Source organism: Mycoavidus sp. B2-EB (assembly GCF_014218255.1).
Lineage (GTDB): Bacteria > Pseudomonadota > Gammaproteobacteria > Burkholderiales > Burkholderiaceae > Mycoavidus.
Genome location: NZ_AP021872.1, coordinates 1,412,533 through 1,429,178, shown reverse-complemented (window position 1 = coordinate 1,429,178; position 16,646 = coordinate 1,412,533). Strand labels below are relative to the sequence as shown.

The window sequence follows — 16,646 nt, the reverse complement described above, 5'->3', positions numbered from 1 at the left end:
TGCTAAAGCCTGTCAATCAAAATTACATTTAATTTAATGTATTTGCGCAAGTTTAGTGCGCGCATTCTTAGCTGCGTCACTTGCACCGTATTGTGCAATCACTTGCCTTAAAGTTTGACGCGCCATGTTTTTTTGCCCTTGTTCAAATTGATTTTGTGCGATTGAAAATAAAGCCTCTGACGCGCGCTCATGGCTTGGATATTCTTTGACTACGCTTTGCAGCATCTCGGTCGAGCGTTTGTAATCACGGAGCGCATAAAAAGCATTACCAAGCCAGTAGCGTGCAGTAGGTTGGTATGCGCTTTTCGGGTATTTCCAGAGAAAGCCCTTGAATGCGTTTGCGGCACGTGCAAAATCGCCTTTTTGAAATTGCGCTAATGCTGCTTTGAAGGCATTTGCCTCGAGTTGCGCGGGGTCTAGTGCGCTGCTAGCAGGTTGTTGTGGTGACTGCTGCTGCTGTTGCGGCTCAACTCTCTTCAAACGCCCGTCGAGGTCGGTGTAAAATTCTTTCTTGGCTTTTTGCATATCGACTAGCTGGTTAGCTAGCATTTCGTTTTGGCCGCGTAAAGTTGCAACTTGTTGTTGAAGTTGTTCGAGTTGGTTGGCTTGATTGAGAATCGTGCGTTGTGCAGCAGATAATTGGTCGGCCAAGTTATCGGTCCGGGTGCGTAAATCGAGTACTGCCCGACGTGCTTCGTCATCGTCAAATAGACCAGCTTGCGCTGGCGTTATTGCGTTGAGTAGCAGCGCACTGACTGCTATGGTAGCGAGCGCGCTGCGTAGCCTAGTGCAATCAAAGTAGGAAGATAGAGATAGGCGGGTCATGGTTGGCAATTAGGGTTGGTAAACGAGATCTGCGCGACGATTTTGGGCCCAGGAAGTTTCGTTATGCTCAATCGCTAGAGGTTTCTCTTTACCTAGGCTGACGGCTTCTATTTGAGTGTCTGCTACTCCCATCAAAGATAAGGTGCGACGTACAGCTTCTGCGCGTTTTTGGCCGAGCGCGAGATTATATTCACTGGTGCCGCGTTCGTCGGTGTTGCCTTGGATCAGAATGTGGTGTTGTGGATGGCTTTTCAGATATTGCGCATGCTGTTGCAGCAGTTGTTGGTGTTCGCTATTGACGGTGTAGCTATTAAGTTCAAAATAGATGCTACGCTTTGCCAGCGGGTTGTTTGGATCGTTCAGTGGGTCGACCGCAGTTTGCGTTGTGTCGGTTGGCTGGGTTTGTGTACCGGCCGCGTCGGTGCTATTTCCAGTCCCTGCTTGGGGGTCGAGCTTCACGCCTGATTGGCAGGCAGCGAGTGCGCCAATCAGAAGAGTGGCGAAAACTAGGCGAAGCTTTGACGTCATTTTTTAACTCCTAAAGATTTAACAAAGAATAATTTGTGCTGCGTTTTTGGCCTAAATCGGTGTGCTGTGTGACGCAAGAACGCCTGTTCATACTATAACCGCCCCTCATTTTTTTATCTTTACGTTTGTCATTTATTGAGTAAAAGGCCCCCAGGAAGGTTCGCGTATATCGCCGTCTTTAATCGATAGAATTTGACGTGTACGCCCATCCGTAGAGACTGTAGCGAGTACGCCACGCTGCTCTACGCGGGTTGCGTACAGAATATATTTACTGTTAGCCGAGAAGCTAGGAGATTCATCATAGTTCGTGTCAGTTAAGGCAATCGCCTCGCCTGTGCTGAGCTCTTGTATATAAAGTTTGAGTGCGCCGCTTACGCGTGAGATGTATGCCAGTAATTTGCCATCTGGGCTCAGGCGTGGGCTAGTGTTTTCACTGCCTTTGAAAGTCATGCGCTGGGCAGCACCGGCATTGGCTTCGCCATGGATCGACATGCGATAGATTTGTGGCGCGCCGCCACGATCACTGGTGAAATAAATAGATTGCCCATCCGGAGAGAAGCGTGGTTCAGTATCGATGCTATTGCTGTTTGAGAGACGGCGTAAACTGCTGCCATTGGCGTTGATCAGGTAAATTTGTGTGTTGCCAGGCAAAGAAAGGGCGACGGCAAGCTGATTGCCATCGGGGGACCAAGCGGGCGCGCTATTACTCCCTTTTTGATTTGAGACGATGATCCGTTGTTCTGAAACTAAATCCTGGACATAGATGACAGGTTTTTTACGTTCAAATGACACATAAGCGACTTTTGTGCCATTGGGCGACCAGACTGGTGAAATGATAGGTTCGGAGCTGGTCAGAACGGTACGCGTGTTTTGTCCATCTGAGTCGGCGCGTTGTAATTGATAACCGCTGCTGGTGCGTGTGACATAGGAAATTCGGGTTGCAAAAATACCGCGTTCATTCAGTAATTTCTGGTAGATATAGTCAGCGATTTTATGTGCGCTCAAGCGTAGTTCGCTGACTGGGCTAACGAGCGAAAGTCCGCTGAGATCTTGCTGTTTGACGGTATCGTAGAGTCGAAAGCGCACCTCATACTGGCCGTCGGCTAAGTGGGCGACGCTGCCGGTCACCAGGGCGTCAGCGCCTTTTGCGCGCCAACTGTTTAAGTCCACGGCGTTGGTTTCAGCGATCGGTGCAAGGCCTGCATTGAGGTTGGTAAACCGGCCGCTACGGGCTAAATCAGCGCGGATAATTTCGCTAATCTGCTGAGGCGCTGCGCTTTCATCGCGAAAATTTGCGATGGCAATTGGTAAAAAATTTGAGCCAACGCCAGCAATATCAATCTTCAGTTGCGCGTGCGCGGCAGTTGTCGTGGCAAGTAAGCAGACTGCGGTTACTGTTCTAAGAATAAACTGGATAATCAGATTCATAATGAATTTAGGTTGGTATTTTGTCTTTTTTGTCTTAACTACAAGTCTATGGTAACAGGTAGCAAAATAGCATGACACGATCGCGTTGCGAAAGTTTTATGTGTGCATATAGGGTTTCTAATTCGGCTCGTGAAACAAGCGTAGCTTAATCATTGAGGCGATAGGTAAAAGTAAAACTAGACGGAGCTTTGCCATCGCTGTCGCGTGGCATAGGGTCAGATTTTTGTACGGCACGTAATACGGCATTGTCCCACCCCGGATTGCCGCTAGTTTTTGTGATTTGTGCGTTTAGGATCGTGCCATCGGGGGCACATTGTACGGATACAACAGCTTGTGGATTGCCATCCGTTGAGTCTGCGCTGAATGCCATATTTGATTTAACGTGTCGTCGTACTTTATCGACATAGCCGGCTGAACTGTGGCCGCCTGCGCCAGTGCTTGAGCCGTTCGTGCTTATGCCATTGGCAGCTGGGTTCTGGCCGGCAATGCCTTGAAGCGCTAAGAGGCGCGCTTGGCGTTGCTGTTTTGCCACGTTCCGCGCTTGTTGTTGTGCCTGGAGGGTTTTCTGTTGTTCGGCAAGTTGCAGCTTATGTTGCGCTTCTCGCACTTTCTTCTCTTGTGCTGCGTGTTGCTGACGCTCTTGCATCTTCTGTGCTGCTTGCTGTTGCTTGAGTTGCGCTAATTGCTGTTGCGGTACGGTTTCTGGCTTAGAGGGTTGGGTTTGTTGGAGGGCGATCTCAGCTTGCTCGGGCTGACTGGGCACTGCTGGCGCAGTTTGCTCTACAACTGCGGAGGTTGGCGTAGCTTTGGGCGTTGTTTCAGGCGGGGCGCTCCATAACTCGGCCTCGGCACCGGCCGGCGGGTTGCTTTGCCAGCGGATGCCATAAAATAGAAAAGCGAATAATAAGGTGTGCATGAGCACGGCGCAGATAAGAGCGCGTCGAGTACCGCGTTCGCGTGGCGGGAGAAATGGGGATGGAGTATCGTGTTTCATTTTGACGCTTGAACGTATAAACCAACGCGTTTGATGCCCCAAATTTTTAGATCGGACATCACGCTCATTACGGTTTGATATTGGAGATTTTTATCGGCTGCGATCACTACGGGTTGATCCGGAGCTAAGTTTTGCTGTTTTTGCAAGAAAGTCTGTAACTCAGCTTTTGATAGCGTGTCTTCACGCATCCTGCCACTGTTTTGATAGCGTATCGACAGTCCTCCGTTGGCGTGGATGTTGAGCGTAATGGGAGGCGCGTGTTGGGCGAGCGCGGCATTGCCAACACTCGGTAAATTGATGATCGAGGGCGTCACAAGCGGTGCTGTCACCATAAAGATGACGAGTAATACGAGCATCACATCAATATAAGGCACGACATTAATTTCAGCCATCGCACGGCGACGGCTACGAGTCGTAGATCGGATAGAAGTGGCGGGCATAAGAGTACTCTCTCAAAGAGATTAGATTTGCAACTTCAAGGCTGAGTATGCGTTTGGCGTTGTAAAATATTTGAAAACTCTTCAATAAAAGTCTCAAAACGAATGGATAGCCGGTCGATATCGTGCGCGTAGCGATTGTAGGCGATTACCGCTGGGATGGCGGCAAATAAACCAATTGCAGTTGCAACCAGCGCTTCAGCAATGCCAGGCGCAACGTTCGCAAGCGTGGCTTGCTGGACGCTCGCTAAGCCGCGAAATGAGTTCATAATGCCCCACACAGTACCAAACAGACCGATATACGGGCTGACAGAACCCACTGACGCTAAAAAAGAGAGATTCGCCTCAAGCACATCCATTTCGCGCTGAAAAGCAGCCCGCATGGCGCGCCGGGCGCCGTCTAAAATCGCGCTCGCGTCATGCATATTTTTTTCTTTGGTTTTTAAAAATTCACGCATGCCGGATTCAAAAATCCGCGCCAGCGCGCCTGCGTTGTGGCGTTGATCAACCGTACCCTGATAGAGAGCCTGCAAATTCCCACTCGCCCAAAAATCATGTTCAAAACGCTCCGTTTGCGCGCGCGCGTTGCGTAAGGCAAACCACTTTTTAAAGATAAATGTCCATGACACTAACGAGAGCGTTAGCAGTAATGCCATGACGGCTTGCACCAAGACGCTGGCATGAAGAATAAGAGAAAAAATGGATAAATCTTGGGTCGAAGAGGTGATCATAGAACGCACAGAACAGATGAAATAAGAGAGTGAATTTGAGCTGGAGGGGGGTTATTCCCGATGCACAGCTAATGCGCTAAATGATTGCGCAACGGGCATCAGCTCTATACTGTTGACGTTAACGTGCGCGGGGCGGTTAGTGATCCAATAGATCGCTTCGGCAATATCTTCTGCGGTCAACGCTTGTACATTTTGATAAAGTGTAGCGGCTTTTTGATCATCGCCGTTAAAGCGCACATTTGAAAACTCCGTGCCGCCGCATAAGCCCGGCTGAATGTCCGTAACCCGCACCGCAGTGCCTGCTAGGTCAGCGCGTAAATTGAGGCTGAAGTGCTTTACGAAGGCTTTGCTGGCACCGTAGATATTACTGCCTGGGTAGGCATAATTGGCGGCAATCGAGCTTATATTTACAATATGGCCTCGATTACGTTTAACCATAGCGGGCAAAAAGGCATGCGTCATGCGTACGAGGCCATTGATATTGGTGTCTATTACGGTTTGCCAATCCTCCAGCGCTGCTTTTTGCGCAGGAGCTACGCCCAGCGCTAAACCGGCGTTATTGATGAGTACGTCAACTTCGGCGAAGTCAGGCGGCAGCGAGCCAGGCAGGGCTGCAATTGCGGCGTGATCACGTACATCGAGTGAGATGGGCAGTAAGCGCTCGCCGATTTCGTCGGCGAGCGCGTGCAATCGATCCGCGCGGCGTGCAGTCGCAATCACGCGATGGCCTGCCTGGGCGAAGGTTTTTGCAATAGCTTGGCCAAAGCCAGCGGAAGCTCCAGTAATAAGTACGATCATATTGAGGGGCACCTTATTGTATGATTGAGGTTTTCTCCGCCAGTTATGCATATTGCTCTCTAGATGAGTAGAGCAAAAGGGGGAGGGTTTTTAAGCGGACGCGGCATATTGCTGAGTTCGCGGCAGCAGATTCTTGCTATTAAGGGTTCTGCATAATTAAAGACTACCAAGAATTTTGTGTAAGATGATCGGTGAATCATAGCAAAATGTTCGTTCGCTTGTACTTTAAAGCGGTTTTTTCGGTCCAGTTACCTTGACTCATTAAAGACGTTCCCATGTTTGACAAAACCAAGCACACTATTGCAAATATTGATCCTGAATTATGGCAGGCAATCCAGCAAGAAGACCAGCGCCAAGAGGCTCATATTGAGTTGATTGCATCGGAAAACTATACAAGCCCGGCGGTGATGGCCGCGCAAGGTTCGCAATTGACGAATAAATATGCGGAAGGCTATCCGGGCAAGCGTTATTACGGTGGCTGCGAATATGTCGATAAAGTTGAGCAGCTTGCGCTTGAGCGTGTCAAAAAGTTGTTTGGCGCCGAGGCAGCAAATGTACAACCGAATTCTGGCTCGCAAGCCAATCAAGGGGTATTTTTTGCGATGTTAAAGCCGGGGGATACCATTTTGGGCATGAGTTTGGCGCATGGTGGACATTTAACGCACGGCTCACCTGTCAATATGTCAGGCAAATGGTTCAATGTGGTGAGCTATGGTCTAAATGAGGCTGAAGATATCGACTATGAAGCGGTAGCCCACCTAGCTAAACAGCATACCCCAAAATTAATGATTGCAGGCGCTTCAGCGTTTTCATTGCAGATTGATTTTGCGCGTCTAGCGAGTATTGCCAAGTCGGTCGGCGCGTATTTTATGGTAGATATGGCCCATTATGCGGGCTTGATTGCGGCAGGTCTTTATCCTAATCCAGTGCCCCACGCTGATTTTGTGACAACAACAACGCATAAGAGCCTGCGTGGCCCGCGCGGGGGCGTCATTTTGATGAAAGCCGAATACGAAAAAGCGATTAACTCGGCGATTTTCCCGGGTATCCAGGGCGGCCCGTTGATGCATGTGATTGGCGCAAAAGCAGTTGCATTTCAAGAGGCGTTGGCACCAGAATTCAAGCAATATCAGCAGCAAGTGCTTGATAACGCCAGAGTGTTAGCCGAAACTTTGGTTAAGCGCGGGCTGCGGATTGTTTCGGGGCGCACTGAAAGCCATCTGATGCTGGTTGATTTGCGCGCGAAGCACATTACGGGTAAAGCGGCCGAGGCTGCCTTAGGTGCTGCGCATATCACGGTGAATAAAAATGCGATTCCCAATGACCCTGAGAAACCTTTTGTGACAAGCGGCATCCGTTTAGGTTCTCCGGCCATGACCACACGTGGTTTCAAAACCGCCGAAGCTGAGCAGGTGGGGCATTTAATTGCGGATGTGTTAGAAGCGCCTGATGATGCCCATATACTTGAGCGGGTGCGCGGTCAGGTCGCCGAATTGACCAAGCGCTTTCCGGTGTATCGTTAAGCGGTTATGCGTTGTCCCTTCTGTCGGCATGAGGACACCCAGGTGGCCGATTCTCGGCTGGCGGAGGATGGTGCCGCCATTCGCCGCCGCCGCCGGTGTCCTGGATGCGATAAGCGCTTTACGACTTATGAGCGAGTCGAGCTAGCCTTGCCCGCTGTGGTAAAAAAAGAGGGTAGCCGAGTCGAGTTTGATCGCCATAAAATAGCGGCGAGCATGCAGCTAGCATTGCGTAAACGCCCGGTGAGCGCAGAGGCGGTGGATGATGCCATTGCACGGATTGAGTATCAACTGTTAAGTGCCGGAGAACGTGAGATCCATAGCGATAAGCTGGGTGAGTTGGTCATGCATGAGTTGCGCCAGCTTGATAAAATTGCGTACGTGCGTTTTGCCTCGGTTTATCGAAGCTTTGAAGATGTTTCCGAGTTTCAACAAGTTATTAAAGAAATTAAGCAGTTGCAAACCGCTGAGCCGTTGCCTCGCAAGCGCTAATCTGTTTGCACTATAAGATGGGGCTCGTTACGCGCCACTCTAGAAAGTTTCCATAACCAATTGATTATAAAAAGTTTTTTAATTTAAGTTCAATATAAGAAATCAATTGGTTAGGAATTTGTGTGGAATGATGTGCATTAGATATATTCGTATTTAGAGTATTCGGCCTATAATTCCCCTTTTTCCGCCTAACTGTGTAATAAATTGATGAATGTTCTTGTAACTGGCGCTAATGGTTTTATTGGCCGCGCGGTGTGCCGTAAATTGCTAGCCACAGGGCATTCGGTCAATGCGCTAGTGCGGCGCGCCAGCAGAGATGGGGAGGGCGTGCCGGAGCTGGTGCATGAGGCGGCGGATTTTGCGGATATAGAAAGCACTTTGCTGGGCGCTGCGCCGCCGCAGGTTGTGATTCACTTGGCCGCGCGCGTACATCTCGTGCGCGATGCATCGTCAGCGCCGTTAGAAGCATTTCGAGCTACTAATGTGATTGGCACATTGCGGGTTGCGCAAGCTGCGGCACGAGCCGGGGCGCGTCGCTTTATTTTTATGAGTAGCGTCAAAGCATTAGGTGAGGTAGAACCTGGCAGGCCTTGGCGTGAAGAAGATTCGCCCGCGCCAACGGATCTTTACGGCATTTCCAAATACGAAGCTGAAAAGGCATTGACTATACTGGGTCGTGAGACGGGTATGGAAATTGTGATTGTGCGTCCTCCTTTAGTATATGGTCCAGGCGTACGTGCGAATTTTTTGCAGTTAATGCGGGCTATTCAGCGTGGTTTTCCGCTCCCGTTGGGTGCTGTGCAGGCCCAGCGCAGCTTTATTTATATCGAAAATCTTGCCGATGCGATGGCTCAATGTGTAACCCATGCCGCGGCAGCTAACCGAGTTTTTCATGTTAGCGATGGTGTTGACTTATCCGTTGCGCAACTTGTGCTTGAGCTGAGCCGGGCTTTAAACACGCCTGCCCGATTATGGCGTGTGCCAATGCCCTGGCTGATTTGGCTAGGTCGTTTAACGGGGCGGACCCTGCAGATGAATCGTTTACTTCAGCCGTTACGCCTCAACATTACGCAAGCGCGCGCAGTTTTAGGTTGGGCGCCGCCGTATGCTATGGAGGCCGGATTAGTGCGTACTGCAACCTGGTATCAAGAGTCTGAGGTGGCCGTAGTAAAATGAGAACGAGCCGCCTCACTAGCTTAGCGTTGACAATAATAAAAAAAGAGCGGGCAGATCACGGGCCAATTTTGCATGATCTCGTTGAATTTTACTAATATGATTGATGCCGCCATCCTTTGGTTTCAATTGCCGGGCTTGGCGTTAGTTGCCGCCGCGCTGGCTGCTGCCATTTTGCGGGGTTTGCTGGCGCTAGAAAAAGTACGGCAATTTGCCCCCGATGTACCCAACCATCGTTCGTTGCATACCCAGATTACGCCGCGGATTGGCGGATGGGTTATGGTGCCGATCATTGCGCTAGGCACCCTATTTTGGGCGCGGAACTTATGGCCAATCGCATTGGCTGCATTATTCGTGGCTTTCGTATCGCAATTTGATGATCGGCGCGGCCTTTCCGCACGCGTGCGTTTTGCCGCTCATGGACTGGCTGTACTGATGGTAATGTTGGGCTTTTCTTTATCGCTAGCAGGTTGGGAATTGGTATTGATCGCATTTTTATTGCTGTGGCTGATCAATTTATACAATTTTATGGACGGTGCTGATGGTTTGGCCGGCGGTATGACGCTTTTTGGGTTCAGCGCATACGCAATCGCTGCTGCCAGCGCGGCTCCTGATTTGGCAGGTGTTGCTGCTTTAGTCGCAGGAGCAGCAGCCGGTTTTTTAGTATTGAATTGGCCGCCAGCGCGCGTATTTTTAGGTGACGCAGGATCGGTATCATTGGGCTTTTTAGCTGGCGCGCTGGGTTTTTTAGGTTGGTTGCGCGAAGTTTGGCCGTTTTGGTTTCCAGCGTTAGTATTTTCGCCATTTATTGCGGATGCATCGGTGACGCTCTGTAAGCGGCTATTGCGTGGCGAGAAATTTTGGCAAGCGCATCGTACGCATTACTATCAGCGGATGATTCAAATGAATGGCAGCCATCTTGGTCCAGTCCGCATGGCGTATGGGTTAATGGCGGCGAGTGCGGGGTTGGCGCTGATTAGCATGCAAATGCCAATGAGCATTCAGTGGACAGTGCTTGCCGCATGGGCGTTAGTATTGATTTCATTGGGGTGGCGCATTGATTGCCGTTGGCTTCAATACATTCAAGAAGGAACTCACTGATGTTTCGACTTAAAACCACTCGGCTCTCTTTGATTGTATTCTTTTTTGATTTGAGTGCAGTTGCCATCGCGTGGTTAGCTGCTTATCTTGTCCGTTTTAATGGCGAAGTGCCACAAGAATTTAAAGAAAGTGCGCTGTGGGCATTAGTTTGGGTATTGCCGATTCATGGCTTGGCTTTCCGCATATTGGGCTTGTACCGCGGCATTTGGGTTTTTGCGAGCTTGCCAGATTTACTGCGCATCGTGCGCGCGGTTGTAGCCAGTACCTTCGCAGTTATAATCGGCGCAGCCATGCTCCAGCCGGACCCAATCATACCGCGTTCGGTGTTTATCGTAGCACCGATTTTTCTGTTTCTAATTATGGGGGGTGCGCGGACCTTCTATCGAACTATCCGAGAGTTCTATCGTTACGGTGGCCTGATTGCTCAAGGCAAGCCGGTGCTTCTGTTAGGTGCGGGTAGTGCAGGCGCAAGCTTAGTGCGTGAATTAATGCGCTCAAGTGAATGGCGTTTAGTTGGGTTGCTAGATGATGATTCTACTAAACACGGTCGTGAGATTCAGGGATATAAAATACTGGGCTCGATTAATGAGCTGCAACGCTGGGCCAGTGAATTTAAGGCCGAACATGTGATTATTGCGATGCCATCGGCACCGCTTGAGATGCACCGGCAGGTGACTACTTTGTGCGTGCGGGCGGGGGTCAATGTAATGGTGTTGCCTGCATTAACACAGCTTACGCAAGGGCACGCCTTTCTGTCGCTCATACGGCAGGTTAATTTAGAAGATCTTTTAGGCCGAGAAACCATTGCGATTGACACCGCCCATGTTGAAGCGCTTCTCAAAGATCGGGTGGTCATGGTAACCGGTGCGGGTGGTTCGATTGGCTCCGAGCTATGCCGGCAAATCTTGCGCTTTGCTCCTGCGCAATTAATTGCGTTCGAGTTATCTGAATATGCGATGTATACGTTGACTGAGGAGTTGCGCGAGAAATTTCCTGAGTTTTCGGTAGTGCCCGTGATAGGAGATACAAAAGACGCGTTATTGCTTGATCAAGTTATGCAGCGCTACGCTCCGCATATCGTTTTTCATGCGGCGGCTTACAAGCACGTACCTCTGATGGAAGAATTAAATGCCTGGCAAGCGGTGCGGAATAATGTATTGGGTACCTATCGGGTGGGGCGCGCAGCAATTCGCGCCGGCATTAAACATTTTGTGCTGATTTCAACTGATAAAGCAGTCAACCCAACTAATGTAATGGGCGCGACTAAGCGTTTGGCTGAAATGGCATGCCAGGCGCTACAACAGACCACCCAGTTTACTCAGTTTGAAACGGTGCGCTTTGGTAATGTATTAGGTAGTGCGGGTAGCGTGGTGCAAAAATTCCAAAAGCAAATTGCTAAAGGAGGGCCTGTGACCTTGACGCACCCAGAAATTACGCGCTTTTTTATGACAATCCCTGAAGCATCGCAATTGGTATTACAAGCGTCAAGCATGGGGCAGGGCGGCGAAATTTTCGTTCTCGATATGGGGCAACCGGTACGTATCGTTGATTTGGCGCGTGATTTAGTCCGACTCTCTGGGTTGACTGAGGATCAAGTCAAATTTACTTATACGGGTTTACGTCCCGGCGAGAAATTGTATGAAGAACTACTCGCATGCGATGAAACAACGCGTCCGACACCCCATATAAAATTACGTATTGCGCGCGCCAGGGAGGTCCCTAGTTCATTCCTGGATGAGGTGTTGCCATGGCTGATGCAACGGCGGATCTTAACCGACGCTGAGGTGCGGCGTGATTTACGGCGCTGGGTTCCAGAATATTCTCCGCTCGTGGGGCCGATACTGGCAAGCGTGCCTAAAGTTGTTGGGTGTATTCCAGCTGCGCGTGAATAACTCTTTATAAGATCAATTGATATTTTGTATGGCAACCAGTTCAACTAAAAAACATTTTCCCGCCCTGGAAGACATCCGTGAGGCGCTGCAAAAAGCATCGCTGATTGCTTTTATGGCGTGGAGTGACGTCAGAGCGCGCTATAAGCGCAGTGTATTAGGCCCTTTCTGGTTAACGTTAGGCACTGCGGTAGGCACAGTCGGGCTTGGTTTTATTTGGAGTGAATTATTCAAAATTGACCGTAGCATTTTTATTCCTACGCTGACTTCTGGTTTAATCATTTGGCAGTTTATTGCAGGTTGCATTACCGAAGCGCCTACTGCATTCACCCGTCAGGCAGCGATTATTCGTAATTTAGTTCTGCCGCTCTCAATTCACCCAATTCAGCTAGTGGTTAAGCATTTAATCAACTTGTTACATAATTTACCAGTTTTTTTTGTGGTGTCTATAGTATTTAACGTTAATTTCACTTATTATTCGTTGCTGGTCGTGCCTTGCTTGCTTTTGGTCGTCGCCAATTTACTTTGGATTACCTTAATGCTTGGCTTATTGGGTGCTAGGCTGCGGGATCTTGAATATTTAGTAATGGCGATTATGCCGATTCTGATGTTCTTGAGTCCGGTGATGTATCGACCGAATTATTTACCTTTTAGTCAAAAATTGATGTGGCTTAATCCGTTTTCCCATTTGATTGAAATAGTACGCGCCCCTTTATTAGGGATGCCGCCTTCTTTATTTGTGGTTTGTATTAATCTTGCTATTTGCGTATTGGGTTGGTTAGTGGCGCTTGTATTTTTTAGTAAGAAGAAAACGCGTGTGGCGCTTTGGGTATAACTACCTAATATATGACAGTTACTTATGGCTAGCTTAATATTTAAGAACGTTACGGTTCAATACCCGATTTATAATAGCCGCAGTCAATCGTTGCGGAACCAGCTTGTGCGTATTGGCACAGGTGGGCGAATTGAGGGTGAGGCTGGGCGGATTCAAATTGTGACTGCGCTCAAAGAGGTTAGCTTCGAGCTTAAAAAAGGCGATGCAGTTGGGCTAGTAGGCCATAACGGCGCTGGCAAAAGCACGATGCTGCGCACAATGGCGGGAATTTATACGCCAGTGGCTGGCCAGATTATACGAGAAGGTTCTGTTGCGACTGTGCTTGAGATGGGCGCAGGGATGGATCCTGAACTGACCGGCTATGAGAACATAACTCGTATCGCCGTATTAATGGGCATGTCAATTGCGCAAATTCATAAGAAAACCCCGGAAATTGAGGAATTTACTCAATTAGGGAACTTCTTAAATTTACCCGTTAGGACTTATTCGGCAGGTATGGCGACACGCTTAATGTTTGCTGTTGCGACCTCAACTCAGCCGGATATTTTATTGGTTGATGAGATATTTGGAACGGGGGACGCTGAATTTCAAGTTAAGGCGAGGGAGCGGATGGAGGCATTGATTTCGTCTGTGGGTATATTTGTCTTTGCTTCGCATGATGTGGATTTGGTTCGTAGTTACTGTAACCGGTTTTTTAAGCTCGAGCATGGTAATGTGGTTGAGATTGGGGCCGGGGATGCATATTTTAAATAGCTCGCTATGATGAGTGGAATTACTAACTTAACTTCTCTATTTTCAGACAAAACTGTCGATATTATTGTTCCTGTTTTCCTCGGACTGGAAGATACTCGGCGCTGTATTCAATCAGTTTTGACTAGCCGATTGCGTACACCTTTCCGTTTGATTGTAATTAATGACGCTAGTCCTGATCCGGAAATTAACCAATATCTTCGAAGTCTGGTTGATCATGATCCTCGTCTGCTCTTATTAGAAAATGAGCAAAACCTTGGATTTGTCCAAACTGCCAATCGAGGAATGGCGCTGGATAAACAGCGAGATATAGTCTTGCTTAATAGCGATGCTGAGGTTGCAAACGATTGGCTTGACCGTTTAAAGCGGGCTGCTTACTCGGAGCCATTAGTTAGCAGCGTGACGCCTTTTTCTAATAATGCGACCATCTGTAGCTATCCGCGTTTTGGTAAAGATAATCAAATACCGCAAGGATTTAACACGGCTACTTTGGACAGCTTGTTTAGCCAAGTTAATGCTAATAAGACAGTAGATATTCCAACTGCTATCGGTTTCTGTATGTATATTCGCAGGGAATCTCTAAGCCAGGTTGGTTTGTTCGATGTAGATAACTTTGGCAAAGGTTATGGTGAAGAAAATGACTTTTGCATGCGAGCTCATAAGCATGGATGGAAGCATGTATTAGCACTGGATACATTTGTTCGACACGTCGGCAGTGTAAGTTTTGGTGCCAATAATCTACGTCGAAAAATGGCAACAGAAAGGGTGCGAGTTTTGCACCCCAGTTATGAATTATTAGTTCATAGGTATACCATGAACGATCCCGCTCGTATCGCTCGTATGACAGTTGATTTTCATCGAATTAATAGTAGTGAAATTCCTGCGCTGCTCTTTGTTACGCATTCGCGAGGTGGCGGTACAGAGCGACATATCCACGAGCTTGCGACGCTGCTTTCGGGTAAAGCCAATGTTTTTGCTTTGCGCCCTTATCCAGGTGGTCAAGTGCAATTAGAATGGTTGCATTCGAATGAGTGTTTGCAGTTGTATTTTCATTTTCCGGAGCAAAAATCTGAGTTGATTAGCGCACTGCGAGATCTTGGCATTGCTCATGTACACTATCATCATTTATTAGGTCATGACTCCTTGATTTCGGGCCTACCAAAGTGGCTGGGCGTGGACTACGATTTTACTGCCCATGATTATTACCCGCTTTGCCCGCAGATTTCATTGACTCAAGCGAATAATCGTTACTGTGGTTTGGAAGGCATAGAGCAATGCAAGGGTTGTCTGAAGGTTTCCCCAGCTCCGGGAAAAGTTGACATTGAAAGCTGGCGCAGTAGATACCGAGATTTTTTAATCGGTGCGCGTAATTGCCTTGCTCCGAGTGAAGATACAGCTCGGCGTTTTCGAGCACTGCTACCGGAAATTAATATTCATACAGTTCCTCACCCTGATTTGGATGACTGCGCTATTCCGCAGCCAACGCATAAGCCTCTCGCAAATGATGCAATCCTCCGTGTATTTGTGATTGGTGCGCTTGGCCCTATTAAGGGTGCTGATGTTTTAGAAGCAGTGGCTATTCAGGCTGCGCAGTTAAGTACTTTGGTGGAGTTTCATCTGATTGGTTTTGCCTATCGTGGGCTAAAAGTTTTGCCTAAAGCGAATCTGACAATTCATGGGGAATATAAGGAAGCTGATCTTGCCAAGCTTCTTAGTACGCTTAATCCAGACGTTGTTTGGTTTCCTGCTTTATGCCCTGAAACATACAGCTATACGCTCAGTGCTTGTTTAAAAGCGGGTTTGCCGATAGTTGCGCCGGACTTAGGTGCTTTTCCAGAAAGGCTTGCTAAACGTAGCTGGACTTGGGTGTCTGCATGGGATCGTTCGCCTTTAGAGTGGTTGGAATTTTTTATAGATATTCGAGAGGCTTTCGTTACTGGCACTAGCCCAGCTGTGTTGCCTGCAGTTTCTCATGTGCCAGAGCATAACTTTTATCGTGATATTTACTTGGATGGAATTAAGGCGCTGCCCCAGCGAGAAATAAAAACCTCCTCCATAAAAATTTACCGTACTATACCGGAATTGCCCGGATATGCAGGGCGGCAACAAAACGTCAAGCTTAAATTGTTAGGTATGCTTGTATGGTTACGTAATACAATGTGGTTACGTAGCGTTGCAAAGCGCATTCCCATGCAATGGCAGATGCGTGTGAAAAGTTGGTTGGTTCGCTAAATTAAATACTTAATATGCACCAGCCTAACAAGTTAGCAGGAGATCAAACTCAGTTATCTGTGTCAGTAGTAACCTTCAAACCAGATATTGTGCTTTTACAGCGCACGCTCGCAAGCTTACACCGTGCAATCATTTATTTACGCGCGCAACGAGGTAGAGCTTTATCTGTTTCGGTTGTGCTCGTTGATAATGGCAATGGCTGTATTTCTGATGCTTGGGAAAGTGCTTTTAAGAGAGATGCGATTGAATGCAAAGTGATTACTGGGCACGGCAATGTTGGTTATGGGCGAGGTCATAATCTGGCACTAGAGTGCTCGACTAGTGATTACCATCTTATTTTAAATCCTGATGTTGAAATGTCGGAAAATGCTCTGGCTCAAGCACTAGATTTCTTTGATCAGCATCATGATATTGCATTGATTGCACCACATGTTTTGGATGAATATGGTGTTACTCAGTATTTGTGTCGATGTTTCCCGAATTTATTAGATTTATTTGTGCGTGGCTTTTTACGAGGCAAAGCGCAGGATTTATTTGCAAGCCGGCTTGTGCGCTATGAATTGCGCGATTTGGTTGATACAGCTGATCAAAATTTAAATGCATTTATTTCACCACAGATCATTAGTGGGTGCTATATGCTATTCCGAATGAATGTGCTAAAGAAATTAGGTGGTTTTGATCAGCGTTATTTTTTATATTTTGAAGATTATGATTTAAGTCTCCGTGCAAGTGCAATAGCTGGTATTGCTTACGTGCCTGCGGTACGTGTTATCCATTTTGGTGGCGGGGCTTCTAAGAAAGGTTGGCGCCATATCTGTATGTTTACTGTGTCTGCGTGTCGATTTTTTAATCGCTTTGGATGGCGTCTAATATGAACGTTGGGTTATGACGGTAGAGCATTTTTATTGCGTCG

General features: G+C 48.1%; 16 protein-coding genes. 9 read left to right on the top strand and 7 right to left on the bottom strand.

All coding sequences use genetic code 11. The annotated features are described in order from the left end of the window. Positions 1-33: 33 nt before the first annotated feature. From ybgF to MPB2EB_RS06255, 7 genes are all read right to left on the bottom strand, one after another. Positions 34-825, bottom strand: a complete 792-nt coding sequence (gene ybgF, locus MPB2EB_RS06285; protein WP_185181495.1) for a tol-pal system protein YbgF — start codon at positions 823-825, stop codon at positions 34-36. A gap of 9 nt (positions 826-834) precedes the next feature. After that, positions 835-1,353, bottom strand: coding sequence for a peptidoglycan-associated lipoprotein Pal (pal, locus tag MPB2EB_RS06280; protein ID WP_185181494.1), 519 nt, complete (start codon positions 1,351-1,353; stop codon positions 835-837). 132 nt (positions 1,354-1,485) lie between these two features. After that, the gene (gene tolB / locus MPB2EB_RS06275) at positions 1,486-2,781 is read right to left on the bottom strand and encodes a Tol-Pal system beta propeller repeat protein TolB (RefSeq protein WP_185181493.1); all 1,296 of its coding nucleotides are present in this window, start codon (positions 2,779-2,781) and stop codon (positions 1,486-1,488) included. Positions 2,782-2,926: 145 nt separating this feature from the next. Further along, positions 2,927-3,775, bottom strand: a complete 849-nt coding sequence (locus MPB2EB_RS06270) for a cell envelope integrity protein TolA (protein WP_185181492.1) — start codon at positions 3,773-3,775, stop codon at positions 2,927-2,929. Then, positions 3,772-4,215, bottom strand: a complete 444-nt coding sequence (gene tolR, locus MPB2EB_RS06265) for a protein TolR (protein WP_185181491.1) — start codon at positions 4,213-4,215, stop codon at positions 3,772-3,774. Before tolR ends, MPB2EB_RS06270 begins: the two co-directional genes overlap by 4 nt. A 35-nt stretch (positions 4,216-4,250) precedes the next feature. Then, positions 4,251-4,943: a protein TolQ gene (tolQ, locus tag MPB2EB_RS06260; protein ID WP_185181490.1), complete on the bottom strand. Its 693-nt coding sequence runs from the start codon at positions 4,941-4,943 to the stop codon at positions 4,251-4,253. A gap of 51 nt (positions 4,944-4,994) precedes the next feature. Then, positions 4,995-5,741: an SDR family oxidoreductase gene (locus MPB2EB_RS06255; protein WP_185181489.1), complete on the bottom strand. Its 747-nt coding sequence runs from the start codon at positions 5,739-5,741 to the stop codon at positions 4,995-4,997. 275 nt (positions 5,742-6,016) lie between these two features. Between MPB2EB_RS06255 and glyA the strand changes: the two genes are divergently transcribed. The 9 genes from glyA (at position 6,017) to MPB2EB_RS06210 (ending at position 16,608) form a co-directional block, all read left to right on the top strand. Then, the gene (gene glyA / locus MPB2EB_RS06250; protein WP_185181488.1) at positions 6,017-7,264 is read left to right on the top strand and encodes a serine hydroxymethyltransferase; all 1,248 of its coding nucleotides are present in this window, start codon (positions 6,017-6,019) and stop codon (positions 7,262-7,264) included. Between the two features lie 6 nt (positions 7,265-7,270). After that, complete coding sequence (gene nrdR / locus MPB2EB_RS06245; protein WP_185181487.1) at positions 7,271-7,753, top strand: transcriptional regulator NrdR; 483 nt, start codon at positions 7,271-7,273, stop codon at positions 7,751-7,753. Between the two features lie 204 nt (positions 7,754-7,957). Next, complete coding sequence (locus MPB2EB_RS06240) at positions 7,958-8,929, top strand: NAD-dependent epimerase/dehydratase family protein (RefSeq protein ID WP_185181486.1); 972 nt, start codon at positions 7,958-7,960, stop codon at positions 8,927-8,929. 72 nt (positions 8,930-9,001) lie between these two features. Continuing rightward, the gene (locus MPB2EB_RS06235; protein WP_232534425.1) at positions 9,002-10,027 is read left to right on the top strand and encodes a glycosyltransferase family 4 protein; all 1,026 of its coding nucleotides are present in this window, start codon (positions 9,002-9,004) and stop codon (positions 10,025-10,027) included. Further along, positions 10,027-11,919 carry a nucleoside-diphosphate sugar epimerase/dehydratase gene (locus tag MPB2EB_RS06230; RefSeq protein WP_185181485.1) on the top strand — a complete coding sequence of 631 codons (1,893 nt, stop codon included), beginning with the start codon at positions 10,027-10,029 and terminating at the stop codon, positions 11,917-11,919. Before MPB2EB_RS06235 ends, MPB2EB_RS06230 begins: the two co-directional genes overlap by 1 nt. Before the next feature lie 28 nt (positions 11,920-11,947). Further along, positions 11,948-12,751 (top strand): ABC transporter permease, encoded by an 804-nt coding sequence (locus MPB2EB_RS06225; RefSeq protein WP_185181484.1) that lies wholly within the window; start codon positions 11,948-11,950, stop codon positions 12,749-12,751. A 24-nt stretch (positions 12,752-12,775) separates the two neighbouring features. After that, positions 12,776-13,504 carry an ABC transporter ATP-binding protein gene (locus MPB2EB_RS06220; RefSeq protein WP_185181483.1) on the top strand — a complete coding sequence of 243 codons (729 nt, stop codon included), beginning with the start codon at positions 12,776-12,778 and terminating at the stop codon, positions 13,502-13,504. A gap of 6 nt (positions 13,505-13,510) precedes the next feature. After that, positions 13,511-15,733 (top strand): glycosyltransferase, encoded by a 2,223-nt coding sequence (locus tag MPB2EB_RS06215; RefSeq protein WP_185181482.1) that lies wholly within the window; start codon positions 13,511-13,513, stop codon positions 15,731-15,733. 14 nt (positions 15,734-15,747) lie between these two features. Beyond that, a complete protein-coding gene (locus MPB2EB_RS06210; RefSeq protein ID WP_185181481.1) occupies positions 15,748-16,608 on the top strand; it encodes a glycosyltransferase family 2 protein in 861 nt (286 codons plus the stop codon). Positions 16,609-16,646 lie beyond the last annotated feature (38 nt).

Bases quoted from the DNA above. Each gene is read 5' to 3' on its own strand.
- nrdR (WP_185181487.1), top strand. From the start codon at position 7,271: ATGCGTTGTCCCTTCTGTCGGCATGAGGACACCCAGGTGGCCGATTCT.
- tolQ (WP_185181490.1), bottom strand. From the start codon at position 4,943: ATGATCACCTCTTCGACCCAAGATTTATCCATTTTTTCTCTTATTCTT.
- MPB2EB_RS06220 (WP_185181483.1), top strand. From the start codon at position 12,776: ATGGCTAGCTTAATATTTAAGAACGTTACGGTTCAATACCCGATTTAT.
- glyA (WP_185181488.1), top strand. From the start codon at position 6,017: ATGTTTGACAAAACCAAGCACACTATTGCAAATATTGATCCTGAATTA.
- MPB2EB_RS06270 (WP_185181492.1), bottom strand. From the start codon at position 3,775: ATGAAACACGATACTCCATCCCCATTTCTCCCGCCACGCGAACGCGGT.
- MPB2EB_RS06255 (WP_185181489.1), bottom strand. From the start codon at position 5,741: ATGATCGTACTTATTACTGGAGCTTCCGCTGGCTTTGGCCAAGCTATT.
- ybgF (WP_185181495.1), bottom strand. From the start codon at position 825: ATGACCCGCCTATCTCTATCTTCCTACTTTGATTGCACTAGGCTACGC.
- MPB2EB_RS06225 (WP_185181484.1), top strand. From the start codon at position 11,948: ATGGCAACCAGTTCAACTAAAAAACATTTTCCCGCCCTGGAAGACATC.
- tolB (WP_185181493.1), bottom strand. From the start codon at position 2,781: ATGAATCTGATTATCCAGTTTATTCTTAGAACAGTAACCGCAGTCTGC.
- pal (WP_185181494.1), bottom strand. From the start codon at position 1,353: ATGACGTCAAAGCTTCGCCTAGTTTTCGCCACTCTTCTGATTGGCGCA.
- MPB2EB_RS06230 (WP_185181485.1), top strand. From the start codon at position 10,027: ATGTTTCGACTTAAAACCACTCGGCTCTCTTTGATTGTATTCTTTTTT.
- MPB2EB_RS06210 (WP_185181481.1), top strand. From the start codon at position 15,748: ATGCACCAGCCTAACAAGTTAGCAGGAGATCAAACTCAGTTATCTGTG.
- MPB2EB_RS06215 (WP_185181482.1), top strand. From the start codon at position 13,511: ATGATGAGTGGAATTACTAACTTAACTTCTCTATTTTCAGACAAAACT.
- tolR (WP_185181491.1), bottom strand. From the start codon at position 4,215: ATGCCCGCCACTTCTATCCGATCTACGACTCGTAGCCGTCGCCGTGCG.
- MPB2EB_RS06235 (WP_232534425.1), top strand. From the start codon at position 9,002: ATGATCTCGTTGAATTTTACTAATATGATTGATGCCGCCATCCTTTGG.